This is a genomic window from Cyanobium sp. CH-040 (assembly GCF_024346135.1).
Classification (GTDB): domain Bacteria; phylum Cyanobacteriota; class Cyanobacteriia; order PCC-6307; family Cyanobiaceae; genus NIES-981.
The window spans coordinates 1-24,725 of sequence record NZ_JAGQCJ010000001.1; the positions used below are offsets into that span (position 1 = coordinate 1).

28 protein-coding genes and 3 tRNA genes are annotated in these 24,725 nt (G+C 71.4%); 15 read left to right on the forward strand and 16 right to left on the reverse strand.

Annotated elements, in window-relative coordinates:
- Positions 1-399: 399 nt before the first annotated feature.
- The 4 genes from mtnC to KBY90_RS00020 all read right to left on the reverse strand — a co-directional run bounded on the left by mtnC (position 400) and on the right by KBY90_RS00020 (position 3,040).
- The gene (gene mtnC / locus KBY90_RS00005) at positions 400-1,185 is read right to left on the reverse strand and encodes an acireductone synthase (RefSeq protein ID WP_254966341.1); all 786 of its coding nucleotides are present in this window, start codon (positions 1,183-1,185) and stop codon (positions 400-402) included.
- 6 nt (positions 1,186-1,191) lie between these two features.
- Positions 1,192-1,854: a methylthioribulose 1-phosphate dehydratase gene (gene mtnB, locus KBY90_RS00010; RefSeq protein ID WP_254966342.1), complete on the reverse strand. Its 663-nt coding sequence runs from the start codon at positions 1,852-1,854 to the stop codon at positions 1,192-1,194.
- Entirely contained in the window at positions 1,854-2,699 is an 846-nt protein-coding gene (locus KBY90_RS00015) for a DNA-formamidopyrimidine glycosylase (protein WP_254966343.1), read from the reverse strand. The genes mtnB and KBY90_RS00015 overlap by 1 nt, the downstream gene beginning before the upstream one ends.
- A gap of 131 nt (positions 2,700-2,830) precedes the next feature.
- The gene (locus tag KBY90_RS00020) at positions 2,831-3,040 is read right to left on the reverse strand and encodes a photosystem I reaction center subunit IV (RefSeq protein WP_254966345.1); all 210 of its coding nucleotides are present in this window, start codon (positions 3,038-3,040) and stop codon (positions 2,831-2,833) included.
- 157 nt (positions 3,041-3,197) lie between these two features.
- Between KBY90_RS00020 and KBY90_RS00025 the strand changes: the two genes are divergently transcribed.
- Both KBY90_RS00025 and KBY90_RS00030 read left to right on the forward strand, forming a co-directional pair.
- Positions 3,198-4,235, forward strand: coding sequence for a hypothetical protein (locus tag KBY90_RS00025; protein ID WP_254966894.1), 1,038 nt, complete (start codon positions 3,198-3,200; stop codon positions 4,233-4,235).
- Positions 4,236-4,292: 57 nt separating this feature from the next.
- The gene (locus KBY90_RS00030) at positions 4,293-5,798 is read left to right on the forward strand and encodes an ATP-dependent DNA helicase RecQ (RefSeq protein ID WP_254966346.1); all 1,506 of its coding nucleotides are present in this window, start codon (positions 4,293-4,295) and stop codon (positions 5,796-5,798) included.
- Between the two features lie 57 nt (positions 5,799-5,855).
- Here KBY90_RS00030 and KBY90_RS00035 read toward each other — a convergent pair whose 3' ends face one another.
- The 4 genes from KBY90_RS00035 to KBY90_RS00050 form a co-directional block, all read right to left on the reverse strand.
- The gene (locus KBY90_RS00035; RefSeq protein WP_254966347.1) at positions 5,856-7,604 is read right to left on the reverse strand and encodes a LysM peptidoglycan-binding domain-containing protein; all 1,749 of its coding nucleotides are present in this window, start codon (positions 7,602-7,604) and stop codon (positions 5,856-5,858) included.
- An 87-nt stretch (positions 7,605-7,691) separates the two neighbouring features.
- The gene (locus tag KBY90_RS00040) at positions 7,692-9,098 is read right to left on the reverse strand and encodes an aldehyde dehydrogenase family protein (protein ID WP_254966348.1); all 1,407 of its coding nucleotides are present in this window, start codon (positions 9,096-9,098) and stop codon (positions 7,692-7,694) included.
- Between the two features lie 168 nt (positions 9,099-9,266).
- Positions 9,267-9,338, reverse strand: a tRNA-Thr gene (locus KBY90_RS00045).
- A gap of 10 nt (positions 9,339-9,348) precedes the next feature.
- Positions 9,349-9,430, reverse strand: a tRNA-Tyr gene (locus KBY90_RS00050).
- A 46-nt stretch (positions 9,431-9,476) separates the two neighbouring features.
- On the opposite strand from KBY90_RS00050, the gene aroQ reads away from it, so the two are divergent.
- On the forward strand, positions 9,477-9,917 hold the full coding sequence (gene aroQ, locus KBY90_RS00055) for a type II 3-dehydroquinate dehydratase (protein ID WP_254966349.1): 441 nt from the start codon (positions 9,477-9,479) through the stop codon (positions 9,915-9,917).
- Complete coding sequence (locus KBY90_RS00060) at positions 9,914-10,558, forward strand: tRNA-(ms[2]io[6]A)-hydroxylase (RefSeq protein WP_254966350.1); 645 nt, start codon at positions 9,914-9,916, stop codon at positions 10,556-10,558. The genes aroQ and KBY90_RS00060 overlap by 4 nt, the downstream gene beginning before the upstream one ends.
- Positions 10,559-10,574: 16 nt before the next feature.
- On the opposite strand, the gene KBY90_RS00065 is transcribed toward KBY90_RS00060, so the two are convergent.
- Together KBY90_RS00065 and KBY90_RS00070 are read right to left on the reverse strand one after the other, a co-directional pair.
- On the reverse strand, positions 10,575-11,042 hold the full coding sequence (locus KBY90_RS00065) for a TerB family tellurite resistance protein (RefSeq protein WP_254966351.1): 468 nt from the start codon (positions 11,040-11,042) through the stop codon (positions 10,575-10,577).
- A complete protein-coding gene (locus KBY90_RS00070; RefSeq protein ID WP_254966352.1) occupies positions 11,042-11,653 on the reverse strand; it encodes an acireductone dioxygenase in 612 nt (203 codons plus the stop codon). The genes KBY90_RS00065 and KBY90_RS00070 overlap by 1 nt, the downstream gene beginning before the upstream one ends.
- Here KBY90_RS00070 and KBY90_RS00075 point away from each other — a divergent pair.
- Positions 11,652-12,437 carry an SAM-dependent methyltransferase gene (locus KBY90_RS00075; protein WP_254966353.1) on the forward strand — a complete coding sequence of 262 codons (786 nt, stop codon included), beginning with the start codon at positions 11,652-11,654 and terminating at the stop codon, positions 12,435-12,437. The genes KBY90_RS00070 and KBY90_RS00075 overlap by 2 nt on opposite strands.
- Here KBY90_RS00075 and dusB read toward each other — a convergent pair.
- On the reverse strand, positions 12,410-13,435 hold the full coding sequence (gene dusB / locus KBY90_RS00080; protein WP_254966354.1) for a tRNA dihydrouridine synthase DusB: 1,026 nt from the start codon (positions 13,433-13,435) through the stop codon (positions 12,410-12,412). The genes KBY90_RS00075 and dusB overlap by 28 nt on opposite strands.
- 28 nt (positions 13,436-13,463) lie before the next feature.
- On the opposite strand from dusB, the gene KBY90_RS00085 reads away from it, so the two are divergent.
- From KBY90_RS00085 to proC, 7 genes are all read left to right on the forward strand, one after another.
- Positions 13,464-13,943, forward strand: coding sequence for a DUF1823 family protein (locus KBY90_RS00085; protein ID WP_254966355.1), 480 nt, complete (start codon positions 13,464-13,466; stop codon positions 13,941-13,943).
- 115 nt (positions 13,944-14,058) lie between these two features.
- The gene (der, locus tag KBY90_RS00090; RefSeq protein WP_254966356.1) at positions 14,059-15,414 is read left to right on the forward strand and encodes a ribosome biogenesis GTPase Der; all 1,356 of its coding nucleotides are present in this window, start codon (positions 14,059-14,061) and stop codon (positions 15,412-15,414) included.
- 14 nt (positions 15,415-15,428) lie between these two features.
- Positions 15,429-16,391, forward strand: coding sequence for a CbiQ family ECF transporter T component (locus KBY90_RS00095; RefSeq protein ID WP_254966357.1), 963 nt, complete (start codon positions 15,429-15,431; stop codon positions 16,389-16,391).
- A gap of 36 nt (positions 16,392-16,427) precedes the next feature.
- Positions 16,428-16,694, forward strand: coding sequence for a PipX family protein (locus KBY90_RS00100; protein WP_254966358.1), 267 nt, complete (start codon positions 16,428-16,430; stop codon positions 16,692-16,694).
- 22 nt (positions 16,695-16,716) lie between these two features.
- Positions 16,717-17,388: a YggS family pyridoxal phosphate-dependent enzyme gene (locus KBY90_RS00105; RefSeq protein WP_396122493.1), complete on the forward strand. Its 672-nt coding sequence runs from the start codon at positions 16,717-16,719 to the stop codon at positions 17,386-17,388.
- A 92-nt stretch (positions 17,389-17,480) separates the two neighbouring features.
- The gene (locus KBY90_RS00110; RefSeq protein ID WP_254966359.1) at positions 17,481-18,038 is read left to right on the forward strand and encodes a cell division protein SepF; all 558 of its coding nucleotides are present in this window, start codon (positions 17,481-17,483) and stop codon (positions 18,036-18,038) included.
- 44 nt (positions 18,039-18,082) lie between these two features.
- On the forward strand, positions 18,083-18,862 hold the full coding sequence (gene proC / locus KBY90_RS00115) for a pyrroline-5-carboxylate reductase (protein ID WP_254966897.1): 780 nt from the start codon (positions 18,083-18,085) through the stop codon (positions 18,860-18,862).
- Between the two features lie 9 nt (positions 18,863-18,871).
- Here proC and plsY read toward each other — a convergent pair whose 3' ends face one another.
- Genes plsY through KBY90_RS00140 form a run of 5 tightly spaced genes read right to left on the reverse strand, consistent with a single transcriptional unit; the run spans position 18,872 to position 23,197 of the window.
- Positions 18,872-19,513: a glycerol-3-phosphate 1-O-acyltransferase PlsY gene (gene plsY, locus KBY90_RS00120; RefSeq protein WP_254966360.1), complete on the reverse strand. Its 642-nt coding sequence runs from the start codon at positions 19,511-19,513 to the stop codon at positions 18,872-18,874.
- 22 nt (positions 19,514-19,535) lie between these two features.
- A complete protein-coding gene (locus KBY90_RS00125; protein WP_396122467.1) occupies positions 19,536-20,531 on the reverse strand; it encodes a DUF3086 domain-containing protein in 996 nt (331 codons plus the stop codon).
- Positions 20,532-20,538: 7 nt separating this feature from the next.
- A complete protein-coding gene (locus KBY90_RS00130) occupies positions 20,539-20,979 on the reverse strand; it encodes a DUF3119 family protein (RefSeq protein ID WP_254966362.1) in 441 nt (146 codons plus the stop codon).
- Positions 20,980-20,985: 6 nt separating this feature from the next.
- Positions 20,986-21,771 (reverse strand): ABC transporter permease, encoded by a 786-nt coding sequence (locus KBY90_RS00135; protein ID WP_254966364.1) that lies wholly within the window; start codon positions 21,769-21,771, stop codon positions 20,986-20,988.
- Positions 21,772-21,787: 16 nt separating this feature from the next.
- On the reverse strand, positions 21,788-23,197 hold the full coding sequence (locus KBY90_RS00140) for an MFS transporter (protein ID WP_254966365.1): 1,410 nt from the start codon (positions 23,195-23,197) through the stop codon (positions 21,788-21,790).
- Between the two features lie 149 nt (positions 23,198-23,346).
- Here KBY90_RS00140 and KBY90_RS00145 point away from each other — a divergent pair.
- The 3 genes from KBY90_RS00145 to KBY90_RS00155 all read left to right on the forward strand — a co-directional run bounded on the left by KBY90_RS00145 (position 23,347) and on the right by KBY90_RS00155 (position 24,711).
- Positions 23,347-23,417, forward strand: a tRNA-Gly gene (locus KBY90_RS00145).
- 416 nt (positions 23,418-23,833) lie between these two features.
- Positions 23,834-24,277: a YeeE/YedE family protein gene (locus KBY90_RS00150; protein WP_254966366.1), complete on the forward strand. Its 444-nt coding sequence runs from the start codon at positions 23,834-23,836 to the stop codon at positions 24,275-24,277.
- On the forward strand, positions 24,274-24,711 hold the full coding sequence (locus KBY90_RS00155) for a YeeE/YedE family protein (RefSeq protein ID WP_254966367.1): 438 nt from the start codon (positions 24,274-24,276) through the stop codon (positions 24,709-24,711). The genes KBY90_RS00150 and KBY90_RS00155 overlap by 4 nt, the downstream gene beginning before the upstream one ends.
- Positions 24,712-24,725: the final 14 nt, after the last annotated feature.

The following is a 24,725-nucleotide window of genomic DNA, read 5'->3' on the forward strand; positions in this document are numbered from 1 at the left end:
AAACGCTGCAGCGCCGACGATATTGGGGGGGAAGCCCCCTGAGAAAATAGGACGATGCCAGGATAAACCTCCACATCATTGCCACTCCATCCAGCAAGGACGCGCTGAGCGCTGCCGCAGCACAGGCGGCGCGGCAGTGCGTTCATGCGGTGTGAGAGCAGCTGATCTTGAGAGGCCAGCGCACCAGTCCCTACGGGAAGCTTGTGACCCTGCGCGCAGCTGTGGAAGCCGTGGGCGGCACGGGATGTTGCCGGTTGCCGGGGCGCTGCAAGCAGTCTTGAGACCTGAGGAGGCCTGTTCATGTCGCCTTGGGCAACCTTGAACGCTGCGGGCCGTTGTGCGATTCCTGAGGCAGTGGCGGGTCGGTGGCTAAGGCTTGAAGATCCGGGTTCAATCGTCTCAGCCCCAAGTCTCTGAGGATGAGAACGACACCTCATCAAAACTTGTGATGGCTGTGAATTCCTGAGGATCGCGTTGTGGATTGCCCTCCCGATCGCTGAACAGGACAGCCATCCCAGCGGCTTGGGCTGCCCGGCATTCAGCTGCGGAGTCGCTGACGAAGAGCACCTCCCGAGGTTCTGCTTTCAGTGCGCTGGCAATCGTGCTGTAGCTGCTGCTGCTCTGTTTTGGGCCTGTGCGCGTATCGAACCAGTGCTGGAACAGACCGCGCAAGTCGCCTGCCCTGCTGTGTTGATAGAGCAGCTGCTGTGCTGTCACCGAGCCAGAGGAATACACGGACAGCCCAAGGCCTTGTTGTCGCCAACCCCTGAGATTTTCGGCCACATCGTCAAACAGCGGTGCCACCAGCTCGCCTGAGTCGTAGCCCGCCCGCCACACCAGACCCTGCAGTTCCTTGAGAGGGGGCAGCTTGCGGTCCTGCTCGATCAGCCAGCGCAGGTAGGCGGCCGAGTCGAGCGGGTTCCGCTCCAGCAAAGCCTTGGCCTCCGGATCCGGATCCTGCCGCCAGGCCTCGTGCACCGCCTCCAGCAACCGGCGCACCTCCTCACGCGCCGGTGCCTCCCGTGCCAGAAACTCGCCCATGGCCCGCGAGGCATACGGAAAGAGGGTGCCGGCCACGAAACTCACCGGACAGGTGGTGCCTTCGATGTCGAGCAGCACCTGACGGATACCGCTGACCATGACACCGGCTTGGGTGCGTTGCAGGCGGGCAGGATCGCAGGACATGGGGATTCAGCGCTTCAGGGCAGCCAGGAGCAGCCGTCGCCAGTGCTGCTCCAGAAGGAACTCATGAATCTCCAGATGACGGCGGGCCATGGCCAGGTCCTTGCCCCACACGTACAGACCGTGACCGGCGATCAGCAGGCCATGGGGTGCCCGGGCCAGGTGCGGCCTGGCCGCGTCGCTGAGGCGTCGGAGATCCTGGTCGTTCACCAGCACCGGAACCTCCACCGTCGTGGCGTGGCTGGTGATTCCCTCCAGGCCCTTGAGCATCTCCAGGTCCTCCAGGCGCAGGAGTCCCAGACCGCCGGAGTCCGATGCGGGGCGATGGTGGTGCGACAGCAACGTGCCGGCCTGGGAGTGGGTGTGGAGCACGGCACCGGCGCCCGTTTCCGTGACGATCGCCAGATGCAGCAGGGTCTCCGCGCTGGCCCGCCCCTGCCCGTGCACCACGCTGCCCTGTCCATCCACCACGATCAGCTCGCCCGGGAGGACGCGACCCTTGTCCACGCCGCTGGGGGCCATCAGCAGCTGCAGGGGCGACTTCTCCAGCACGCAGCTGAAGTTGCCGCCCGTGCCGTCACACCAGCCGCGGTGGTGGATGGCGGCCATCGTGGCGCTCAGCTCTACGGCCAGCTGCTGCTGGAGTTCGCGGGGGATCGGAGGGGCTGACATCAGTGCTGGCAGCGGGGGCACCAGTGGCTGCTGCGTCCCCCCAGCTTCTCGCGGCGGATGGCTGTGCCGCAGGTGCGGCAGGGCTGACCGCCACGCCGGTACACCAGGGCCACCCCGCCGTAGTTGCCGTTGGTGCCGGTGAGATCGCGGAAGTCGCTGAAGGTGGTGCCTCCGGCACCGATGCTGATCTCCAGAACGCGCACGAGGGCCTCGTGCAGGGTCTCGAGCCGCGCCAGGCTCAGCCGGCCGCTGGGTGTGTGCGGGCGGATGCCGGCGCTGAACAGCGCCTCATCGGCATAGATGTTGCCCACCCCGGCCACCAGGGACTGATCCAGGAGCGCAGCCTTGATCGGCCGCCTTGAGCCGCTCAGCCGCTGCTGCAGATAGCCGGCTGTGAACGCCGCGCCGAACGGTTCAGGACCGAGGCGCTGCAGCCCGGTGATCACCGCTTCAGCGGGGATCTGCGGCGGCACCCACCACATCTGACCGAAGCTGCGGGTGTCCACGAAACGCAGTTCCTCGTCGCGCTGGCTCCAGATCCGCACCCGGGTGTGACCGCACGGAGGTCGTTGCTCGCGCAGCCAGAGGAACTGGCCGGTCATGCGCAGGTGCACGCCCCAGATCCCGGCAGTATCACCATCCTGCTGGAGATCACCCAGCAGGTACTTCCCCCGCCGTTGCCAGCCGGTGACGCAGGAGCCCTGCAGAGCGGCTGCAAAGGCGCCAGGCTCCGACGGACTGGCGATGGCCCGCTCCCGCAGCACCTCGACGCGCGCCACCTGGAAGCCATGGGTGTGCTGCTCCAGACCGCGACGCACGGTTTCGACCTCGGGGAGCTCCGGCACGGCGTCGCGGCAGCGATGCAGCCGCTCAGCGTGTCACAGCCCCGGCCGGCGCACTCGGGACGCCGGCCGGGGCTGCTTCGGGCTGGAGGCCCAGATCTGCGGCCGGGGTAAGGGAAGGGCCAGAGATCGGCTCAGGCCTTCTCCAGCTCGCTCTCGGCGAAGTTGTTGGTGTTGATGCCGCCTTCGGAGCCGCTGTAGCCGCTGTAGTTCACCTTCTCGAAGCGAACCACCACGGGGTAGCGGATGCCGGAGGTGTCCACCGACGCCACGGTGCCGACTTCGTTGAACCAGTAGGACTCGGGGCGCTTGATGCGCACCTTGTCGCCGCGGGAAATGGCCATCGCTGCGGTGAGGGTGGAGGCTGCCAGAGGGAAGATACCCGCGCTCGCCGGGGGCGCCGGGACCGACGTCACGTTTCGTCGTCCAAGCCGTCATCGCAGCCCGCGGCCCGCGTGGGAGCATCGGCCCCTGTGCCTCGCCCCTGTGCCCGCATCCTCCATGGCTCTGGACGCGCCCGAGGCTCCGGTTTTCAGCCTCGACCTGCCTGACCCCGACAGTGACGCCATCAGCACGATGGAGTTCCTGGCCCGGCTGGAGCAGGCCTGGGCCGTGTGCGACCGCTTCGACCTGCACACCGAGATCTGGCGGGGACGGATCCTGCGGGCCGTGCGCGACCGCGAGAAGCGCGGCGGCGAGGGACGCGGCACCGGGTTTCTGCAGTGGCTGCGCGAGCGTGAGATCAGCAAGACCCGCGCCTACACCCTGATCCAGCTGGCCGAGTCGGCCGACCGGATGCTGGCCGAGGGGGTGCTGGAGGAGGCAAGCGTCAACCAGTTCTCCAAGCGGGCCTTTCTGGAGACCGCCGAGGCCGATCCCGAAGTGCAGCTGATGATCTCCGAGGCCGCCAACGACGGCCAGCAGATCACCCGCAAGCAGGTGCGGCGCCTGGCGGACGAGTTCACGGCGGCCACCAGTCCGCTGCTGCCTGAGGAGGTGCGCCAGCGCACGGCGGAGAACCTCCTGCCGCCGCGGGCGGTGGCGCCGCTGGTGAAGGAGCTGGCCAAGCTGCCCGAGGAGCAGCAGGACGATCTGCGACGGGTGCTGCGCGAGGAGCCGGAACTCGTGCGGGTGCGGGAGGTGACCAGCACGGCCCGCTGGCTGAGCAAGGCGGCCGAGGCCGCGCTGGCGGTGCGGGCGTTTCAGCAGGGGGAGCTGGATTTCGAGAAGGCCCTGCAGGAGGCCCAGCGGCTTGATTCCCTGGGGCTGCTGGCCGATGCCGTGGGCCAGGCCCAGGCCCTGGAGGCCGCCGTGCTCAAGCTGCACACCAGCTGGCGGCGCCTGAACGGCCTGCAGGAACGGCTCTGGGTGGAGAGCGGTAGCAGTACGCCCCATCTGCGCGAGCTGCTCACGGCCCTGCAATCCCTGAGCGGCAGCACCCTGCGGGTGTCGCTGGGGGAGCTGGCGGGCGGCAAGCGGGTGCGGCTGCAGCTGGTGGAGGAGTCGCCGGATCAGCTCGAACCACCGGTTCTGCCCTGATCGCGCTGGCACCTGTCGCCGGCATCGGTATCCTTCCGGCGGTTCCTGCAGGTGGCGTTGCCTGATCTTCTCGAGCAGGCCCTGCGGCGCCATTTCGGGTGGGACGGATTCCGGCCAGGCCAGCGTCCGGTGGTGGAAGCCCTCCTGGAGGGGCGCGACTGCCTGGCGGTGCTGCCCACCGGCGCCGGCAAATCCCTGTGCTTCCAGCTGCCGGCCCTGGTGCGCGAGGGGCTGGTGCTGGTGGTCTCCCCCCTGGTGGCGCTCATGCAGGACCAGGTGGAGCAGCTGCAGCGCCGTGGCATCGCGGCGGCATGCCTGCACGGCGGGCTGGAGAACGGGGAGCGGCTGCAGCTGTTGCGGCGCATCCGTGAGCGCCGGTTGAGGCTGCTCTATCTGGCTCCGGAGCGGCTGCAGGTGGAGTCGACCCGCCAGCTGCTCGACGACCTGCTGGCGGAGGGAGGCCTGGTGGCCCTGGCGGTGGATGAGGCCCACTGCATCAGCGCCTGGGGCCACGACTTCCGCCCGGACTACCGCCGGCTGGGCCAGCTGCGGCGCCTCTGCCCGGGAGTGCCGCTGGTGGCCCTGAGCGCCACGGCCGCGCCACGGGTGCGGGCCGACATCATCCGTCTGCTCGAGCTGCGCCGCCCCCTGATCCAGGTGCGTTCCGCCCGCCGCAGCAACCTGCACTACGCCATGCGCCGGCGTCCTGCCGATCCCCTGCCGCAGGTGCTGGAGGCCATCTCCGGGGCCCGGGGAGCGGTGCTGGTCTATGCCCGTGCCCGCCGTTCGGTGGAGCAGTGGGCCGCCCGGCTGCAGGCCGCCGGTGTGGACGCGCTGCCGTACCACGCCGGCCTGGATCCCGGCCGGCGGCGGCAGGCCCTGGCTCACTTTCAGGAGCAGCCCCGGCCGGTGCTGGTGGCCACTGTGGCCTTCGGCATGGGGGTCGACCGCCCCGATGTGGGTCTGGTGCTGCACCTTGACCTGCCGGCCACCGCCGAGGGCTATCTGCAGGAGTCGGGCCGGGCCGGCCGCGATGGTGGCCCCGCCCGTTGCCTGGTGCTGTTCGATCCGGCTGACCGCACCAGCCTGGGCTGGGCGATCCGTGCCGCCGGAGGGGACGGCGCTGAGGCTGGGCCCGATGGCGAACGGCAGCGGCTGGAGCTGGCTCAGCGGCAGCTGCGGCGCATCGAGGCGGTGGCGGAGGGCGAGGGCTGCCGCGAGCAGGCCCTGCTGCTGACGGTGGGCGAGCTGGTGCCGCCCTGCGGTCGCTGTGATCGCTGCGAGGAGCGCCGCAGCGGCTCCCTGCGGCAACGGGACTGGTCCCAGCAGGCGGCCCAGCTGCTGGCGCTGCTGGGGGAGCAGCGGGGCAGGGCCCTGCGCAGCCTGGTGGAGGAGCTGGCGGACCGTGGGGGCCGGGACGAGGACCGCTGGGCCTGGCTGGCGCGCCGGCTGGTGGAGGAGGAGCTGATCAGCGAGAGCGATGACGGCGCCCAGCGCCTCTACCTGAAACCGACGGGCCGGCAGTATCTGCGCGAGCCCTGGCCGCTGCGCTGGGCGGCCTGAGCCGAGCGGCCAGGGTCGGCAGCGCTGTCCCAGCTGTTCTGTTTCAGCAGCCCTGTCTCAGCTGCCCTTCTCCTTGCAGATGTCCTGCACCAGCTTCTTCTCGAAGTCCTGGCCCGGAGTTTCCCAGCTGTTCCACTGGCCCGCCGGCGTCGTGGTGTTGAGTTTGCGGGCCGTGCAGTTCACCGCCAGGTAACGGGCCTTGCCATCGCTGTTCAGGCTGGGGGCGACGTAGCTCCCTCCCATCGACTGCCAGTTGGCCCAGTCGATCTGCAGCGGGCCGTAGCTGCGCCAGTCGCCGCCGCTCGATGGGGCGCGGGTGGTGGAGCGGGCGGCAATGGCGGCTGGTCCTGCCGCAGCAGCCTGGGCCGGGCTCTTCGCCGGGGTGCTGCCCCGGGGGGTCGCGGCGGAGCTCGTGGCAGAGGGCACCGCTCCTGGCTGAGTGGGTGTCAGCCCGCCGGTGGCGGCGGCTATCCGGCTGGCCGACCCGGCTGGGCTGCGCACACTGGTGGTCTGCACTGCCGCCGGCTGCAGGCGCGCCTGGGCCTGGGGCCGGGTGCGGGCCTCGGGGCTGGCGGTCGGGGCGGCGGCTGTGGAGCCGGCTGAAGCCGCCGGTGCAGCGACCGTGGCCTTCGCTGCCGTGGCTGTGCTGGCTGTGTTGGATCGACTGGGTGTGCCGGCTGTAGCGGCCGTGGCGCCTGCTCTGACCGGGCTCGTCGTGGTGGTGCTCGCCGGAGCGGGCTCTGTTCGGCCGGCGGTTGGCGCCGACTGAGGCGTGGGCGCGGCTGCCGCTGGCCGGCTGCCGGCAGCCGGAGTGGATTCGCTCCTGCTCTGGGCCTGGACTTGCGCCTGGACCTGGGGTTGGGGTTGAGCCTGCGGTTGCTGAGCGGGCGCGGGAGCCGGGCGCGGCGCAGGCTGGGCGACCTGCTGGGGAGCGGGCTGGGCGGAGGCCTGGGGTTTGGCGGCCTGCGGAGATGGCGCCGGGCGGGGTGCTGCGGCGGGGGGGGTGCCGCGCAGCTGCAGACGCGTGCCCGACAGCAGTCGATCGGGATCCTCGATGCGGTTCAGGGCCACGAGCCGCTCCACCGTGGTCCCGTACCGCTCGGCGATCACAGAGAGGCTCTCCCCGCTCTGCACCACGTGCTGGCGCGCATTGCGGTCCGGCGCGGCGGGTGGCGCGGTGGCGCCGGCCGGTCTGGAGGTCTGGGGTCTGGGCGACACGGGCACCTGCAGCCGGGTGCCGCTCATCACCAGATCGGGGTTCCGGAGCCCGTTCAGCTGGATCAGGCGGTCCGTGCTGGTGTTGAACCGCGTCGCGATGTCCGAGAGGGTCTCGCCGCTCTTGACGGTGTAGGGCGCGGTGGGCTGGGTGCTGCGGGCCGCCGGGGCAGGCCCGCGCCCACCACTGCCGGGAATGATGAGACGCTGGCCGGCCACCACCAGGTCGGGATCGCTGATGCCGTTGGCCTGCATCAGGCGCGACACGCTGATGCCATGGCGGGCAGCGATGTCCGAGAGGGTGTCGCCGGCCTGTACCGTCACGCTCCCCCCGCTGCCGGCAGAGCCGCCGCCGCCACGGCTTCCGCCACCGGGGATGGTGAGGCGCTGTCCCACCACCACCAGGTCGGGGTCGCTGATGCCATTGGCCTGCATCAGGCGCGACACGCTGATGCCATGGCGCGCAGCGATGTCCGAGAGCGTGTCGCCTTCCCTGACCACCACCACCGCCTGAGCCCTGGCCGGTGTGGGGAGGAGCGTGGGCCCGGGCAGGGCCAGGGCCAGGGCCAGGGCAGCAAGGGTGCGGCGCATGGGCTCCGGGGATCACTGGTCGAACCTTAAGGGGCACTTTGCGGTCGATCCAGTGGCTCCGGAGCGAATCCGCGGGGGGGCGCGGGGTCAGCCGAGCAGGCGCCGCACCAGGCCGAGCTTGCCGGCGTAGGGGGGGTAGCGCAGCGGCAGATCCAGCCAGAAGGGCCGCCTGAGCACGCTGCGCAGATGGGAGAAGGTGAGGAAGCCGGCCTCGCCGTGGTAGCGGCCCATGCCGCTCTCGCCCACACCGCCGAACCCCAGCTGGCTGGCCCCGGCCTGCATCACCACATCGTTGAAGCACACGCCGCCGGAGCTGGTGCTCTCCAGGGTGCGTTCCTGGGCCTGGCGGTCGTGGCTGAACAGATAGAGCGCCAGGGGTTTCGGCCGCCCGCGCACCTGCTCGAGCGCTTCCTCCAGGTGGGCCACGCTGACGATCGGCAGCAGGGGGCCGAACAGTTCCTCCTGCATCAGCGGGTCGTCGGCGGAGTCCACGCTCAGCAGGGTGGGTTCGATGCGCCGCCGGGCCGGATCGCAGCGCCCACCATGCAGCACCTGGCCCCGTTCCCGTGCGCCCGAGAGCAGGGCCGCCAGCCTGTCGTACTGCGCCTGGTTGACGATCGCGCCGAGATCCTCGCTCTGCAGGGGATCGGAGCCGTGGAAGCGCTCCAGCTCCGCTGCCAGGGCCTCCACCAGGCGGTCGCGCAGCGGGGCCTCCACCAGCACGTGGTCGGGGGCGACGCAGGTCTGGCCGGCGTTGATGCTCTTGCCCCAGGCCAGCCGCCGCGCCGTCACGGCCAGGTCGGCATCGGCGAGCACGATGGCGGGGCTCTTGCCGCCCAGCTCCAGGGTCACCGGGGTGAGGTGGCGCGCCGCTGCGGCCATCACCAGTCGACCCACCCGGCCGCCGCCGGTGAAGAAGATGTGATCGAAGCGCTCCTCCAGCAGCCCGGCGGCCACGCTGCCGTCGCCGCACACCACCTGCACGATCTCGGGCGGGAACGCCTCGGCGATCACCTCGGCGATCAGGGCCGCCGTGGCGGGTGCGTGTTCGGAGGGCTTCAGCACCACGCTGTTGCCGGCGGCCAGGGCGCTCACCAGGGGGTGCAGGCAGAGCTGGAAGGGGTAGTTCCAGGGGCCGATGATCAGCACGCAGCCCAGGGGCTCCGCCAGCTCGAAGGCGCGGCCGGGCTTGAGGGGCAGATCGGCCGGCACGGGCCGGGGCGCCATCCAGCGGCGCAGGCGCCGGCGGGTGAGTTTCAGTTCCTGCTGCACAGCCACCAGCTCGAAGCTGGCCTCCAGGGCCGGTTTGCCCAGGTCGGCGGCCAGGGCCTCGAGCACCGCTGCGTGGTGGCGATGCAGCAGGGCGGAGAGGCGATCGAGCTGCTCCAGCCGCCAGGCAAGCGGCCGGGTGAGACCGCGGCTCACCGGTTCGCGCATGGCCTCGATCGGGGTCGACAGCATCGGGGTCGCCAGCATCGAACTGGTGGTGGGCATGCCGCAGGCCTGAGGTCGGCATGTCACCCTGGCAAACGCCGGTGGGCGGTGTGACGCACCCGGCGCGGCCCCCAGGACGGCTCAGGGGCAGGACGGCTCAGGGGCGAAAGCTGCTCAGCCCTGTGTAAGCCGGCCGGGGCGGCTGGGTGGGGGGTGAGGGCTAAGAGAAGCCCTTGACGAGACTTGAACTCGTGACCTCTCCCTTACCAAGGGAGTGCTCTACCGCTGAGCTACAAGGGCATGTGGAAGGTGGGCCGGGTTGGATTTGAACCAACGTAGGCAGAGCCAGCGGATTTACAGTCCGCCCCCATTAACCACTCGGGCACCGACCCGAACCACACCCCAAGAACTTACCAGCCAGCCTCCCTGCCCACGCCCATGCAGCTGCTCGCCATCCACGGCCCCAACCTCAACCTGCTGGGCAGCCGGGAGCCGGGGCTGTACGGCAGCGCCAGCCTCGAGCAGATCAACGACGACCTGCGCTGCCGCGCCGGCTCGCTGGGGGTGGAGGTCGACTGCTTCCAGAGCAACCATGAGGGGGCCCTGGTGGACCGCATCCACGACGCGCGCGGGCAGGTGGACGGGATCCTGATCAATGCGGGGGCCTACACCCACACCTCGATCGCCATCCGCGACGCCCTGCTGGCGGTGGCCATCCCCTACGTGGAGCTGCACCTGAGCAACGTCCATACCCGCGAGCCCTTCCGGCATCACTCCTTCCTGGCCGACAGGGCGGTGGGGGTCATCTGCGGCTTCGGGGCCGGCAGCTACGGTCTGGCGCTGGAGGGTCTGGTGGCCCATCTGCGCGCCCAGCCGTGACCGTTGCCCCGCCCCAGCCCGTCGCCGCCCGGATCCGCTGGCTCGCCGCCCCCAGTTCCGGCGCCTGGCTGGAGCAGGCCCTGGCCCAGCCCGATCTGGTGCTGATCGATCACGCCCACTGCGAGCGCAAGGCGGCGGGAGCGGCCCTGCAGCTGATGTTCCGCTATCCCGGCGACGAGCAGCTGGCGGCGGTGCTCAGTCCCCTGGCGCGGGAGGAGCTGGACCATTTCGAGCGCGTGCTGGCCCTGCTTCGGTGCCGCGGTGTCGCCCTGCGGCCCCTGGCGGCGCCGTCCTATGGGAGTGAACTCAGCCGGGCGGTGCGGCGTCAGGAGCCCGGGCGCATGCTGGATGCGTTTCTGGTGGCGGGGCTGATCGAAGCCCGCAGCCACGAGCGCATGGGCCTGCTGGCCGAGCACTCCCCCGAGGCGGAGCTGCGCCAGCTCTACGGCGACCTGCTGGCCAGCGAGGCCCGCCACTTCGGCCTCTACTGGCTGCTGTGCGAGCAGCGCTGGCCCAGGCCGGTGGTGATGGAGCGCCTCGAGGAGCTGGCCGCGCTGGAGAGCCGGTGCCTGGCGGCCCTCCCCGCCGCGGGGGAGGGGGTGCGCATGCATTCCCCCGGTGTCGAGCTGCCCCCCCGGTGAGCTGCCGCCGGCGGCGTCAGCCCCAGCCGATCAGGCCGGCGAATTGACCGGCCAGCAGTCCCACCGGCGTACCGGCGCTGCGCGCCAGCTCCACCTCCACATCCCCCTCGAGGCTGGCCACCAGGTCGGGGTCCAGCTGCAGCAGCCGCAGCAGGCGGCCGTAGGCCAGCCGTTCGCGGACATTGATGCTTCCGTGGTCGCCGCTTCGGCGGCTGGAGCGGATCACCCCATAGGCCAGCTGCAGTGCCCGCTGCCGCTGCTCAGGTGTGGTCAAGGCTGCCACCAGCGCGTCCAGCCCCTCCACGGGGAGGCTGGCCGGGTTGGCGGTGGACAGGGTCTGATCGAGCTGGCGCTGGTGGTCGGCATCGTGCCTGCCGGCCCGGGCGATGGCCTGGGACAGACGCTGACGCTCCTCCTCGCTCAGCTCGCCATCGGCCCAGGCCACGGTGGCGCCGATGCGGAAGAGGGCCAGCTCGGCGTCCATCAGCCGGCCGCTGCCAGCAGCTGATCGAGCAGCGGGTAGGCAGCGGCGATCGGATCGCCCGTGAAGCTCGCCACCCAGCCGTCGGGGTTGTGGAAGAAGCGCAGGGCACAGAAGCGGGGTTCAGGCCCCATGTCGAACCAGTGGCGGGTGCCTGCGGGCACGGCGATCCAGTCGTCGGCCTCGCAGATCAGCTGCAGCACCTCATCCGCCAGATGCAGGCAGAACAGCCCCCGGCCCTCCACGAAGAAACGCACCTCGTCCTCGCTGTGGGTGTGTTCGGCCAGGAATTTGCGGCGCAGCTCCTGCCGGCCGGGGTGATCGGGGGTGAGGCGGATCGCATCCACGGTGGGGTAGCCACCCACCTCCCGCATCCGGGCGATCTCGTCGGCGTAGGCGTCGAGAATCTGCTCCGGGGAAGCGCCGGGCGGCAGGGTGGCCCGGGCCGGCCAGCGCTCGAAGCGGATGCCCCGCGCGGCCAGCTGCCGCTGGATCTCCTCAGCGTCGCTGCTCACCAGTTCCGGCCGCGGCTGATGGGCGCCGGTTTCAGCATCCGGATCCTGCGGTGCGCTGGCCGGGCTGGCAGGGTGCCGGTAGATGGTGAGCAAACTCATGGGTGGCCCAGCGCCGCTGCAGATCAGCGTAGGGGCGGCTGCCGCCGGCGTGACGCTGGTGGGGGTGGGCCCCGGCGATCCGGAGCTGCTCAGCGTGGCGGCACTGCGGGCGATCCGCGCGGCCGCGGTGGTGGCCTATCCGGTGGCCCGGACCGGCGGCGAGGGCATGGCCGCCGCCATCGCCGCGCCCTGGCTGCTCCCCGGGCAGCGCCGCCTGCCGCTGCTCTTTCCGATGGTGGCCGAAGCCGCCCCGCGCATCGCCGCCTGGCATGCCGCCGCCGATGCCCTGGCGGCGGAGGTCGCCGCCGGCTGGCCGGTGGTGCTGCTCTGCGAAGGTGACGTGTCGCTCTTCGCCAGCAGCGGCTATGTGCAGCTGGCCCTGCGTCAACGCCATCCCCACTGTCCGGTGCGGCTCGTGCCGGGGGTGCCGGCCGTGTGCGCGGCCGCGGCGATGGCCGCCGCCGCCGGCATCCCCTGGCCGCTGGCGCTGCAGAGCGAGGGCCTGCTGATCCGCCCCACGCCGGAGAGCGCCTCCGGACTGGCGGACCTCCTGGACCAGGCCGCCGCCACGGCCACGACCGTGGCCCTGCTCAAGCTCGGCCGGCGCTGGCCGTGGGTGCGGGAGCTGCTGGAACGCCGGGGACTGCTGGACGGCGCTCTGCTGGCCCAGCGGGTGGGCTGGCCCGACCAGCTGCTGGCCCCGGCGTCGGCGGTGCCGGCGGAGGTGCGGCCCTACTTCTCCCTGCTGCTGATCCGTCAGGGCTGGCCGGCGGTGCTGCCCTGAGCGGCTTCCGCCCTGGCCAGCAGCGCCAGCGCCTCGGCGGGGGTGGGGGCGCGCATCAGGGCGTGACGCAGCTGGGGGGCGCCTGGGAAGCCATTGCAGGTCCAGCTGAGGTGTTTGCGGGCGATCAGCAGGCCGTGGTCGCCCCTGGCGGCCACCAGGGCCCGCAGCTGCTCGGCCGCCAGGGCCAGCTTTTCGGCGGCGCCGGGGGTGGGCGGGATCGGTCGGCCGCTGAGGGCGGCATCGAGCTGGCCCACCAGCCAGGGGGCGCCCATGGTGCCGCGGCCCACCATCACCCCATCGGCGCCGGTCTCGGCCAGGCAGCGCAGGGCGTCTTCGGGGCTGTTGATGTCGCCGTTGGCGATCACGGGAATCGCCAGGGCCTGCTTCACGGCGGCGATGGCACCCCAGTCGGCGCGGCCCTTGAAGCCCTGCTCGCGGGTGCGGCCGTGCAGGGTGAGCAGCTGGGCGCCGGCGGCCTCCAGCTGACGGCACCAAGGGATCGGCTCGGCGTCGCTGCCGCACCAGCCCAGGCGGGTTTTCACCGTGACCGGGATGGCCACGGCCGCGGCCACGGTGTCCACGATCCGGGCGGCCAGACCGGGCTCGCGGATCAGGCCACTGCCGCCGCCTTTCTTGGCGATCTTCTTCACCGGACAGCCCATGTTGATGTCGATCAGGAAGGCACCGGCGGCCTCGGCGCGGCGGGCCGCCTCGGCCATGGCGGCGGGCCGGTGATCAAACAGCTGCACGCCGATCGGGCCGGCCTCCTCGGCCAGCTCCTCCACCTTGCGGCGGCCGTGACCCAGCTCCAGGCTGGTGGCGTTCACCATCTCGGTGAACAGCAGCGCATCGGGCGCCCAGCGCCGCACCAGCTCCCGGAAGATGCGGTCACTCACCCCCGCCAGCGGCGACTGCAGCACCCGGCAGCGCAGTGCCCGCGGGGTGCCGCGGCCGGCCAGCTGGAGCGGCGCCAGGGAGTGGTGCGGAGCGGTGATCATGGTGATCCGATTGTGATGCTCCAGGCCGATGGCTCCCGATCAGGCCGCCACCACCCCGGCTGCCTACCCCCTGAGCCGGGCACTGCTGGAGGCGGTGCTGGCCGACCGCACCAGCGATCGCTTCGTGTGTGAACTGATCTGGCCGCGCCTGGACTATGCGCCCGATGGCTCCGGCACCTGGTGCGCGGGCCCGGCGACAAGCGACGCCTGGCGGGAGCCGTTCCCGGTCGAACCCCAGTTCATCGCCGAGCGGCCCCCCGCGGTGGCGCTCACCCGCTCGATTGCCAGGGAGCACAAGAAGCTGCTGAAGGAGCAACTGGGCTTCACGGGCTACCGGATCGGCGAGCTCTACCCGCGCCGCACCCGCCGCGCCACCGCCGTGAACTGGCTGCTGGCCCACCTGGCCGAGCGCGGCGAGCCGCTGCCGGACACGGGCCCGCTGCCGGAGCTGCTGCCGGCGCCGGTCGATCCGGTGGCCGGCCATCCCGGCGATCTGCCGGTGCGCTGACGGGAGGGGGAACAGGCTTATCGATGGGGCACCAGTTGTGGCGGGTTTGGTGAGCGCACCGCAGGGGGGGCGGGTCTGTAGGGTCGATTCAGGACAGTTGTTGAGATAAGCCGTTTTGACCCTGCCGGTCGTTGCCATCATCGGCCGCCCCAACGTGGGCAAATCCACCCTGGTGAATCGTCTCTGCCGCAGCCGCGAGGCGATCGTGCACGACGAACCGGGCGTGACCCGTGACCGCACCTACCAGGAGGGTTTCTGGGGCGATCGCACCTTCAAGGTGGTGGACACCGGCGGCCTGGTGTTCGACGACGACAGCGAATTCCTGCCGGAGATCCGCGAGCAGGCCAACCTGGCCCTGGCGGAGGCCGCGGTGGCCCTGGTGATCGTGGATGGCCAGCAGGGCTGCACGGCGGCCGATGAGGCGATCGCCACCTGGCTGCGCGGCCACGACGTGCCCGTGCTGCTGGCGGTGAACAAGTGCGAGTCGCCCGAGGCCGGCCTGGCCATGGCGGCCGAGTTCTGGGGGCTGGGCCTGGGCGAACCCCATCCGATCTCGGCGATCCACGGCGCCGGCACCGGCGATCTCCTGGATCAGGTGATCAGCTTTCTGCCCCCCACCAGTGAGGAAGGGGCCGAGGAGCCGATCCAGATGGCGATCATCGGCCGCCCCAACGTGGGCAAATCCAGCCTGCTCAATGCCATCTGCGGGGAGCAGCGGGCGATCGTGAGCCCGATCCGCGGCACCACCCGCGACACGATCGACACCACGGTGGAGCGCGAGAACCACACCTGGAAGATTCTCGACACCGCCGGCATCCGCCGCAAGCGCTCGGTGAACTACGGGCCGGAGTTCTTCGGCATCAACCGCAGCTTCAAGGCGATCGAGCGCTCGGATGTGTGCGTGCTGGTGATCGATGCCCTCGATGGCGTCACCGAACAGGATCAGCGCCTGGCGGGCCGCATCGAGGAGGACGGCCGCGCCTGCGTGGTGGTGGTGAACAAGTGGGACGCGATCGAAAAGGACTCCCACACCATGCCGGCGATGGAAAAAGAACTCCGCGCCAAGCTCTATTTCCTCGACTGGGCGCCGATGCTGTTCACCTCGGCCCTCACCGGCCAGCGGGTGCAGAGCATCTTCGCCCTGGCCCTGCTGGCGGTGGAGCAGCACCGCCGCCGGGTGAGCACCTCCGTGGTGAATGAGGTGCTCACCGAGGCGCTCAGCTGGCGCACGCCGCCCACCAGCCGCGGCGGCCGCCAGGGCCGCCTCTACTACGGCACCCAGGTGGCCACCCGGCCGCCCAGCTTCACGCTGTTCGTCAACGACCCCAAGCTGTTCGGCGACACCTACCGCCGCTACATCGAGCGTCAGATCCGTGAGGGACTGGGCTTCGAGGGCACGCCGATCCGGCTGTTCTGGCGGGGCAAGCAGCAGCGTGACGCCGAGCGCGACCTGGCCCGCGTCAAGCGCTGAGGAGCTTGTCCTGAGTGGACTTCCTGCGTCAGCTGCCGATCGGCCAGTTCGTGGCGGAGGAGCCCGGGCCGGCGGCGGGCCGGCGGAGCGGCAGCTGGCTGCGCCGCCTCGATGCCCGCCTCAAGCTGGCCTGGACCGTGGCCTTCCTGGTGACCCCCATCCTGGCCGGGGTGCCCTGGCGTCTGGCCCTGGTGGGTCTGCTGCTGCTGATCACCGCCTGCAGCGGTCTCCCCTGGAGGGTGTGGCGGCGCAGCCTGCCGCTGCTCCTGGCCCTGGCGCTGCTGGTGGGTGGCCTGGCCCTGTTCCTGCCCACCGGCGGTGTGCCGCCCGCACCGCTGCAGCGCCCGCCGGCGGAGGTGCGTCTGGCGTCCGGCTCACCGCTGGAGCCTCCGCCGGAGCGCAGCGGCAGAGCCTGGGAACTGCTGCGTCTGGGGCCCGCGCAGCTGGGGCCGCTCAGCCTGGGGCCCCTGGTCGTCACCCGGCGCTCGGCCCAGCTGGCCCTCAATGGCTCCACGCTCCTGGTCACCCTGGTGCACAGCGCCAACCTGATGCTGCTCACCACCCGACCCGAGGAGCTGGTGTGGGCGATCAGCTGGCTGCTGGCGCCCCTGGGCCGTCTGGGCTGGCCGGTGCAGCGGCTCGGCTTCACCCTGCTGCTGTCGCTGCGCTTCCTCCCCCTGGTGCAGGAAGAGCTGCAGAACCTGCTGCGCTCCCTGGCCACCAGGGCGGTGAATCTGCGCCGTCTGGGCTGGAAGCCATCCCTGGGCCTGGTGCTGGCGGTGGGGGAGCGGCTGCTGGCCAACCTGCTGCTCCGGGCGGAGCAGGGGGCCGAGGCCCTGCTCGCCCGGGGAGGGCTGTGGCTGCCCCCTGAGCAGCTGCACCGTCCCTCGCCACCACGGCCCTGGCTCAACCTGGCGGCTCTCCTGGGCCTGATCGCCCTGGTTGGGCTGCGCTGGAGTGTTGGTGGTACGCGGTGAACTTAAATACCGGCACTGCCCTTGCCCGATGGCGGCGTGACCTCTGAGCGCTATCTCAACCACCCCACCTTCGGGATGCTCTATCGCGTGGCTCCGGTGGCCGATGGGCGTGATCTCTACGCCACCCTCTACGCCCAGCGGATCTTCTTCGTGGTCACCCTCCAGCCCCGTGGCGCCAGCTTCGAGGTGGTGCCGCTGATGGATGCGCGCCACTTCGCCGAGCAGAATCTGGCCCGCGCCCGCCGCGAGGGCTCCGCTGCCCACACCTACTGGCGGCAGTTGTTTGACCAGACCTTCATCTGACCCGCCGGTTCCGGATCCGGAGCTGGCTTCCGGCGCCTCCCTGGCGCTGCGGCTGGCCGCCCTGCACCGCCAGCTCCCCGGGCGCACCCGTCTGCTGGCGGTGAGCAAGGGCCAGTCCGCAGCCCTGGTGCGGGAGGCGGTGGCTGCGGGCCAGCGCAGCTTCGGCGAGAGCCGCCTGCAGGAAGCCGCGGCCAAGCAGGCCGAGCTGGCCGATCTGGAGCCGCTGGACTGGCATTTCATCGGCCGCCTGCAGGCCAACAAGGCCCGGGGGGTGCTGCGGCACTTCGGCACGATCCACTCCCTGGACAGCCTGGCGCTGGCCCGGCGGCTGGCGCGCATCGCCGCCGAGGAGGGCCTCAGCCCCGCGGTGCTCTACCAGGTGAAGCTGCGCCCCGATCCCGCCAAGACCGGGTTCGCAGCCGAGGAGCTGCGGGCGTGCTGGCCAGAGCTGGCAAGCCTGGAGCCCCTGCGCGGCGTGGGGCTGATGACGATCGCACCCCTGGGGCTGGATGCCGCCGCGCGCCTGGAGCTGTTCCGGGAGTGCGCCGCCCTGGCCGCGGAGCTGGGTCTGACCGAGCTCTCGATGGGCATGAGCGGCGACTGGCGGGAGGCCGCCCAGGCGGGCAGCACCTGGGTGCGGCTGGGCACGGCGCTGTTCGGGGCCCGCCCGGGTGGTCCCACCGGCCCGGACTGAGCCCGCCGCGCATGCCGGACATCGCTTTCGCGGCTTGCGATCTCCTCCGTGAGACGCTATTCAGGTTCAAAGCTTCCCGCGAGGTTTGCTCCGTGTCGTTGTTCTCCCGCCTGCGTGCCGTCGTCTCCGGCGACGACTACCTCGACGGCGACTACGACGATGAGCTCGACTACGACGGCGGCGAGTACCCCGACACCCCTCCTCCCGCGAGCGTGAGCCGCACCAGCGCCCTGGCGCTGAGCAGCGACTTCAGCGCCGAGGACCCCTTCGCCGGCACCAACGTGATCGGCATGCCGGGCATCTCCACCGCCGCGGCTGAGGTCACCCTGATGGAGCCCCGCAGCTTCGATGAGATGCCCCGGGCGATCCAGGCCCTGCGCGAACGCAAGACTGTGATCCTCAACCTCACGATGATGGAGCCGGATCAGGCTCAGCGCGCGGTGGACTTCGTGGCCGGCGGCACCTTCGCCATCGATGGCCACCAGGAGCGGGTGGGCGAAAGCATCTTCCTGTTCGCGCCCAGCTGTGTCACCGTCACCACCTCCGGCGGTGAGGATGCCGCTGCCTCCACGGTGGTGAGCCGCAGCCCGGTGCCGGAGCAGGATGCCGCCCCGAGCCCGGCCTGGGGCCGGGAGAGCAGCGTCCTCTGAGCCCGCCGGCTCCGGCTGCCACCGGCCAGGAGCGTCGGCCGGCCCTGGGTGTGGTGGGCCTGGGCCAGATGGCCCAGGCCCTGCTGCTGCCGTTGCTCGAAGCCCGGCTGGTGCCGGCGGCCGAGGTGCGGGCCGTGGTGGGCAGCTCCGCTTCAGCGGAACGGCTCAGCGCCGCTCTGGGCCTGGCCGTGAGCACCGACCCGGGACCGGCCTGGCTGGCTCCGGTGGTGCTGCTGGCGGTGAAGCCCCAGCAGCTGGAGGCCGTGGCCGCCGCCGTGCCACCGGGCGCCTCCGGCCTGCTGATCTCCGTGCTCGCGGGGGTCACCGTGGAGCGGCTGGAGCGGGTGTTTCCGCAGTGGCGCTGTGTGCGGGCCGTGCCCAACACCCCGGCGCTGGTGCGCCATGGACTCACCGGCCTGGCCTGGGGAACCGGCGTGAGCGACGAGCAGCGCCAGTGGGTGCTGCGTCTGTTCGCCCAGGTGGGGGACGTGGTCGAGCTGCCCCAGAGTCAGCTGGATGCCTTCCTGGCCCTCACCTCGTCCGGGCCGGCCTTCGTGGCCCTGGTGGCCGAGGCCATGGCCGATGGCGCCGTGGCGGCGGGACTGCCGCGTGCGCGGGCCCGCGACCTGGCGCAGCGCACCCTGGCGGGCACGGCCGCCCTGCTGGAGCAGCGCAACCTGCATCCCGGTGAGCTCAAGGACATGGTGAGCTCGCCGGCCGGCACCACCATCGCCGGGCTGCGGGTGCTGGAACGGGGCGGCCTGCGCTCGGCCCTGCTGGAGGCCGTGCTGGCCGCCGCCGAGCGCAGCCGCCAGCTGGCCTGAGCCGGCCCCTCACTCCCCGGTGCGCGCCTCGCCCAGCCGGGGTTCGCTGCCCGCCAGCAGCCGGGCGAGGTTGCTGCGGTGGCGCCAGATCACCAGAACGCTGGTGACCAGGGCCAGCAGCAGGTAGGGCCAGCGCAGGTCCATGCCCTGTTGCCGGAACCAGGCCAGCATCAGCAGAGGCAGCGCCACCGCCGCCGCCACGCTGGAGAGCGACACGATGCGGCTGGCGGTCAGCACCGTGAGAAACACCCCGAGGCAGGCCAGGCCAACCGGCCACGACAGCCCCAGCAGCATGCCCAGCGCCGTGGCCACCGCCTTGCCGCCGCGCCAGCCCAGCCACACCGGCCAGATGTGGCCCGCCAGGGCCGCCAGGCCGGCAGCCACCACCCAGCCATCGGTGCCCGTCTGCGAGGGATCGAGCAGGGTGCGGGCCAGCAGCACCGCCGCGGTGCCCTTGAACACGTCCACCAGCAGCACCGCCAGGGCCGGGGCCTTGCCCACCACCCGCAGCACGTTGGTGGCGCCGGTGGAGCCGGAGCCCTCCCGGCGGATGTCGATGCCCTTCAGCCAGCGGCCGGCCAGGTAGCCGCTGGGGATCGAACCGAGCAGGTAGCCGGCGAGCAGCAGCGGCAGGGCGAGGGGCGGAAGCATCGGCGGAAGGGCTGAGCGCCCCTCAGTAGTACTCCTCCTCGCGCATCAGCTCACCGGGGCCGGGAGCGAAGGCCAGCCAGAGCGGAAACTGCAGGATCGGGATCTCCACGCCGGGCTCGGCCGCGTCGATCACGATGAAGGGCAGCTCGCCGCGTTCCTCCAGCCGGTCGGCCCGCTCGATCAGGGCCTCGGGGCGCTCGAACAGCACGATGCCGCTGCTGGGGCCGAAGTCCTCGCGGCCCAGGCCGAGGCAGTCCTGCAGACTGCGCCGCCACTCGCCCAGCCGTTCCGGCTGGCTGGCCAGCACCAGGGTCTGGAAGCGCTCGCCGTAGAGCTCCCCGAGGATGGCGATGGCCGCGGCGGTCACCAGGCCGTTGCGGCTGCGGCTGCCGCTGCTGGGCTGGGCGCCGCGGCCGGCCTGATCGAGAAACCAGCCCTCGAGCGCGGCGGCGCCGGCGGCGTCGAGGGTGCGCCGCAGTTTCCAGGGATCCGCATAGAAGTCGGGCTGGCCCTGAAACTCCGCCAGGCGGGTGCGGATCAGTTCGGCGTCGCCGCCGAACGGCCCTCCCCCGGCGCCCCCCGCAGCGGCCCCCGCCACCGCAGGCGGGCCCTCCTGGGAGCGGGCGGCGGCATCGATCGGCGAGGGCTGCACCAGCACCGGCTGGGGCACCAGCTCGATCTGTTCGGCCGCCACCGCCAGATCCTGCAGCGCTCCCACCAGATAGTCCTGGAAGCCCTTGAGCCGCCGGGCCACCGCGTCGGCCTGGCCGGCGTAGCTGCTGGCGATCTCCCGGGCGATCGCCTCACGCCGGCTCTCGAGCTGGGCGATCTCCCGTTCCACCTCGGCGCGGCGCTGCACCAGCTCCTGCAGGGCCAGGTCCTGCCAGCTGCCCCCCGGCGGGATGGCGGGGTCCGGTGCCGGCATCCCGGCCGACGCGGCCTGGCTGTCGGCTGATGCGGCCGGGTCGGTGGCCGCGCTGTCCGCCGCGGGATCCGGGGTGGTGGGTTCGTCGGGCATGGACCGTTCAGGCGTGGTCTTGGGAGCTGGCGCTGGCCAGGGAGGGGGTGGCGCTCAGACGGGGCAGCCGCTGCTGGAGCTGCTCGCGCAGGCCGGAGGCGTCGAACAGCACCGGCAGCAGGTGAATGCTGCGCCGCTCCCTGAAATAGAACAGCACCGGCAGCCCTGGCCAGAAGAGCCGCCATGCCAGCCAGTCGTCATAGGGGAAACGGCGCAGTTCCTCGCCACCCCGGCGCACCACCAGGGCCTGGCCGTCGAACTGCAGCCGCAGCAGGGCGGTCTGCAGCACCAGGAACAGGCCGAACAGGCTCACGGCCAGTGCCACCCAGAGTGCCCAGGACCCCAGCGGCAGCAGCGCCAGGCAGGCCACCCCCAGGCCCACCACGCCCAGGGAGACGCCGTAGCTGGGGGAGAGAACCACCGGGTCGGAGGGCGGGGAGAGGGCCATGGATCGTCAGCCGAAGAGCAGTTTGGTGAGCAGGGCGTCCATCAGCGCCACAGTCACCAGAATCATCACCACCGCGCCGGTGGTGCTGGTGCCCACCTCCTTGGGACCGCCGCGGGTGGTGAGCCCCCATCCGCAGGCCAGCACCGAGATCTGCAGGCCGAAGACGACCGCCTTCACCAGCATCGAGGGCAGGTCGTCGGGCTGCATCCAGGTGCGCACCGAGGTCCAGAACACACTGGGGGGGATGTTGTACAGCAGGGTGCTGCTGGTCTGTCCCGACCAGATGCCCACCCAGAAGAAGAGCAGGCACTGCACCGGCGCCATGATCACCATGGCCAGCACCCGCGGCACCACCAGGTATTCCACCGGATCGGTGCGCAGCATGGTGATGGCGTCGATCTGCTCGGTCACCTTCATGGTGCCCAGCTCGGCGGCGTAGGCCGTGGCCACCTTGCCGGTGAGCAGGGTGGCGGTGAGCAGGGGGGCGATCTCCCGGGACAGTCCCAGGGCCAGCAGGCCGCCCACGGCGGCGTTGGCGCCCTGCTTGGAGAGCTCCGCCACCACCTGGATGTTGAACACGGTGCCGGCCGCCAGGGCGGTGATCAGCACGATCAGGAAGCTGGCCGGACCGGCCTCCATCAGCTCCTGCATGAGGTCGTTGAAGCTGATCCGGCCCCGGGCGATGGCGCTGATGGCCTGGCCGCCGATCATGGCGCTGGCGCCGAGACGGTGGGCCCAGCGCGGCAGCCGCGGCAGCCGGCCTGGGAGCTGGAACCGGGACCGGCGGGGCATCACGGCTGAGGTGCGGTCACGGCTGGGGTGGGCGATGGGGCCAGCGTCGCATCACCACGAGCCCCAGCACGACCAGGGTGGCGGGAATCACCCCCATGCTCAACCGGATCGCCACCACGGCGCTCAGGGGCTGGTCGCCGAGCAGAGCCGCCTGGTAGCCGCTCAGGCTGAGCAGGTTGCCGAAGAGGAAGAGGGCCACGCTGATGCAGAGCTTCTGGCCGAGCACCATCCAGGCGCTGTACTGGCCCGCCGGTTTCTCGGGGTCGGCGTCGATGGCGTCGGGCAGCAGCGACCAGGGGATCAGGTAGGCGGTGGAGGCGCCCAGCCCCGCCAGCACGATCGTGAGGATCAGCAGTCCCAGGCGGAGGCTGTTGCCGGGTGAGCCGATGGGAGCGACATCCGGATTCAGGGGGGGGAGCACCATCGCCAGCGCACAGGCACCGATCCACAGCCAGGAGCCGAGTTGCAGGGCCCGCACGCGGCCGGAGTAGCGGCTGACGCCGTTCCAGATCCAGAGGCCCGCCAGGGTGCTGACGATGAAGGGCAGCAGGATCCAGTTGCTCCAGCTCTGGGGCAGGCGCAGCACCACCGGCAGGTAGATCAGGGCCGCCGTCTGCATGATCTGCAGGCCGCACCAGAGCAGCAGGTAGAGCCCGATCACCCGCAGGAAGCGGCCGTTGCTCCACACCCGTCCCAGCAGCCGCCGGGTGGTGCCCTTCTGGCGCTGGGGCCGCTGGCAGTGCAGGGCCACGGGCGCCAGCCCCCAGCCGCACAGCAGGGTGGACACCGTGACGATGCCGCCGGCCAGGATCCCCACCTGCAGGAAACGGCCGGCTTTGCTGTGGTCCTGAAGCAGCAGGCCCCCCAGCACCACGCCCACCAGGGTGGCGATGATCGAACCGGTGAACCGGGCCGTGTTCAGCCGCGTGCGCAGGGCCACGTTGCCGGTGAGTTCGGCGGCCAGGGCCGTGTAGGGCAGGTTCACGGCCGTGTAGAAGCTCTGGGCCACGGCCGAGATCAGGATGAAGACGATGAACTTCACCCACTGGTTGCCCGGGGGCACCCACCACATCGCCGCCATGGTGATGCCGAGGGGCACGGCGCTGGCGAAGATCCAGGGCAGGCGCGGTCCCCAGCGGGTGTGGGTCTTGTCGCTGAGCCAGCCGATCAGCGGGTCGTTGATGCCGTCCCAGAGCCGGCCCACCATCAGCACCGCCCCGGCCAGCCAGGCCGGCAGGCCGGCGGCGGAGGTGTAGAAGACGAACAGGTAGAAGCCGATCAGCGAGGCGGTCATGCCCGTGCCGGCGTCACCGATGCCGTACGACCAGAGCAGGCGCTGGCGGGCGGCTCCACGCAGCTCGGCGGCGTCGCGGACGGCGTGAGCCTGGCTGGGCATGCGGGAGGGGGCCGGCGGGGCAGCGGTCATAATGGCGGGGCTCGGCTCTCCCGCCCCCCGGCTGGAAAGCCTGCCAGGCCCAGTGGTGCCTGCGCAGCAGAGCGTTGTTCACAGCAACTCCAGCTTTTGGCGGATCCAGCTTTGTGCAGATCCAGCCTTGCTGAATTGTGTGAATGAATGCGGGCGTAGTTTAGTGGTAAAACCTCAGCCTTCCAAGCTGATGATGCGGGTTCGATTCCCGCCGCCCGCTTCCTTGTCTCACCCCGCGGCACCCAGCTGGGCCGGGAGTGCCCAGCCCGCCCATGGGCTGTTCCCGTGCTCCGTGCACACCGATCTGTCTGCACCTGCCCATCGTGGACAGATGCCCTGGGCCCATGGGCTGTTTTCCACCGACGAGCCGCCGGGTGCCTGCGCCAAGGTGGATCTCCGCGATCCCGCCTGTGGAAAACAGGCCGTGTTCTGTGGGAAAAGCCCGAATGCTGGGGAAAACCCCTGTTCGCGGGGGGGTGCTCCGCTCGCCTCGATGGCCGGATCCTCACCGTCGCCACGGCCTGCCGGGTCCGAGCCAGGTTGCTCTCCCGGCTGAATCGCATCGCCGGTCCGGAGCCTGCGGCTTGGCGCTGGCGGGGCGCATAGGGTGAAGGCCAGAGCTGGCGGTGACTCCCCATGACCGTGGACTGGTCTGCGTTCACGCCCGCTTCGGCCCTGGCTGGCGGCGTGCTGATCGGCCTGGCTTCCGGGCTGTTCGTGCTGGCCGACGGCCGCATCGCCGGCATCAGCGGCCTGCTCGGCAGCCTGCTCAGGCCAGTGCGCCAGTGGGTGGGGGAGAAGGCGCTGTTCGTGCTCGGCCTGGTGCTGTCGCCGCTGGTGTGGAGCCTGTGGGCGAGCCCGCCGGCGATCGAGATCACCACGCCCTGGCCGCTGCTCGCCCTGGCCGGACTGCTGGTGGGGTTCGGCAGCCGCTACGGCGCGGGCTGCACCAGCGGCCATGGGGTCTGTGGACTGGCGCGCCTCTCGCCCCGGTCGCTGCTGGCCACCGTCTGCTTCATGGCCACCGGCTTCCTGACGGTGTTCGTGGTGCGGCACCTGCTGCCGGAGGTGATCCGATGAACCGGCTGCTGGCCTTCCTCGCCGGACTGCTGTTCGGCTTCGGTCTGCTGCTCAGCGGCATGGCCAACCCGGCCAAGGTGCTCGCCTTCCTGGATCTGGCCGGGCCCTGGGATCCATCCCTGGCCCTGGTGATGGTGGGCGCCATCGCCACGGCCCTGCCGGCGTTTCAGCTGGCCCGCCGGCGGGACCGCTCGCTGCTGGGAGCGCCCATGCAGCTGCCGGAGAGGCGCAGTCTCGATCGCCGCCTGGTGGTCGGCAGCCTGGTGTTCGGCGTCGGCTGGGGGCTGGCCGGCTTCTGCCCCGGCCCGGCCCTCACTGTGCTGCTCACCGGCCACGGCAAGGTGCTCGTGTTCGTCGCCTTCCTGCTGCTGGGGATGGGCCTGTTCGAGCGCCTCGAGGCCTCCACCTCCCAGCGCTCCGGGGGCCGGCGCTGACGGCCAGGCTCCCT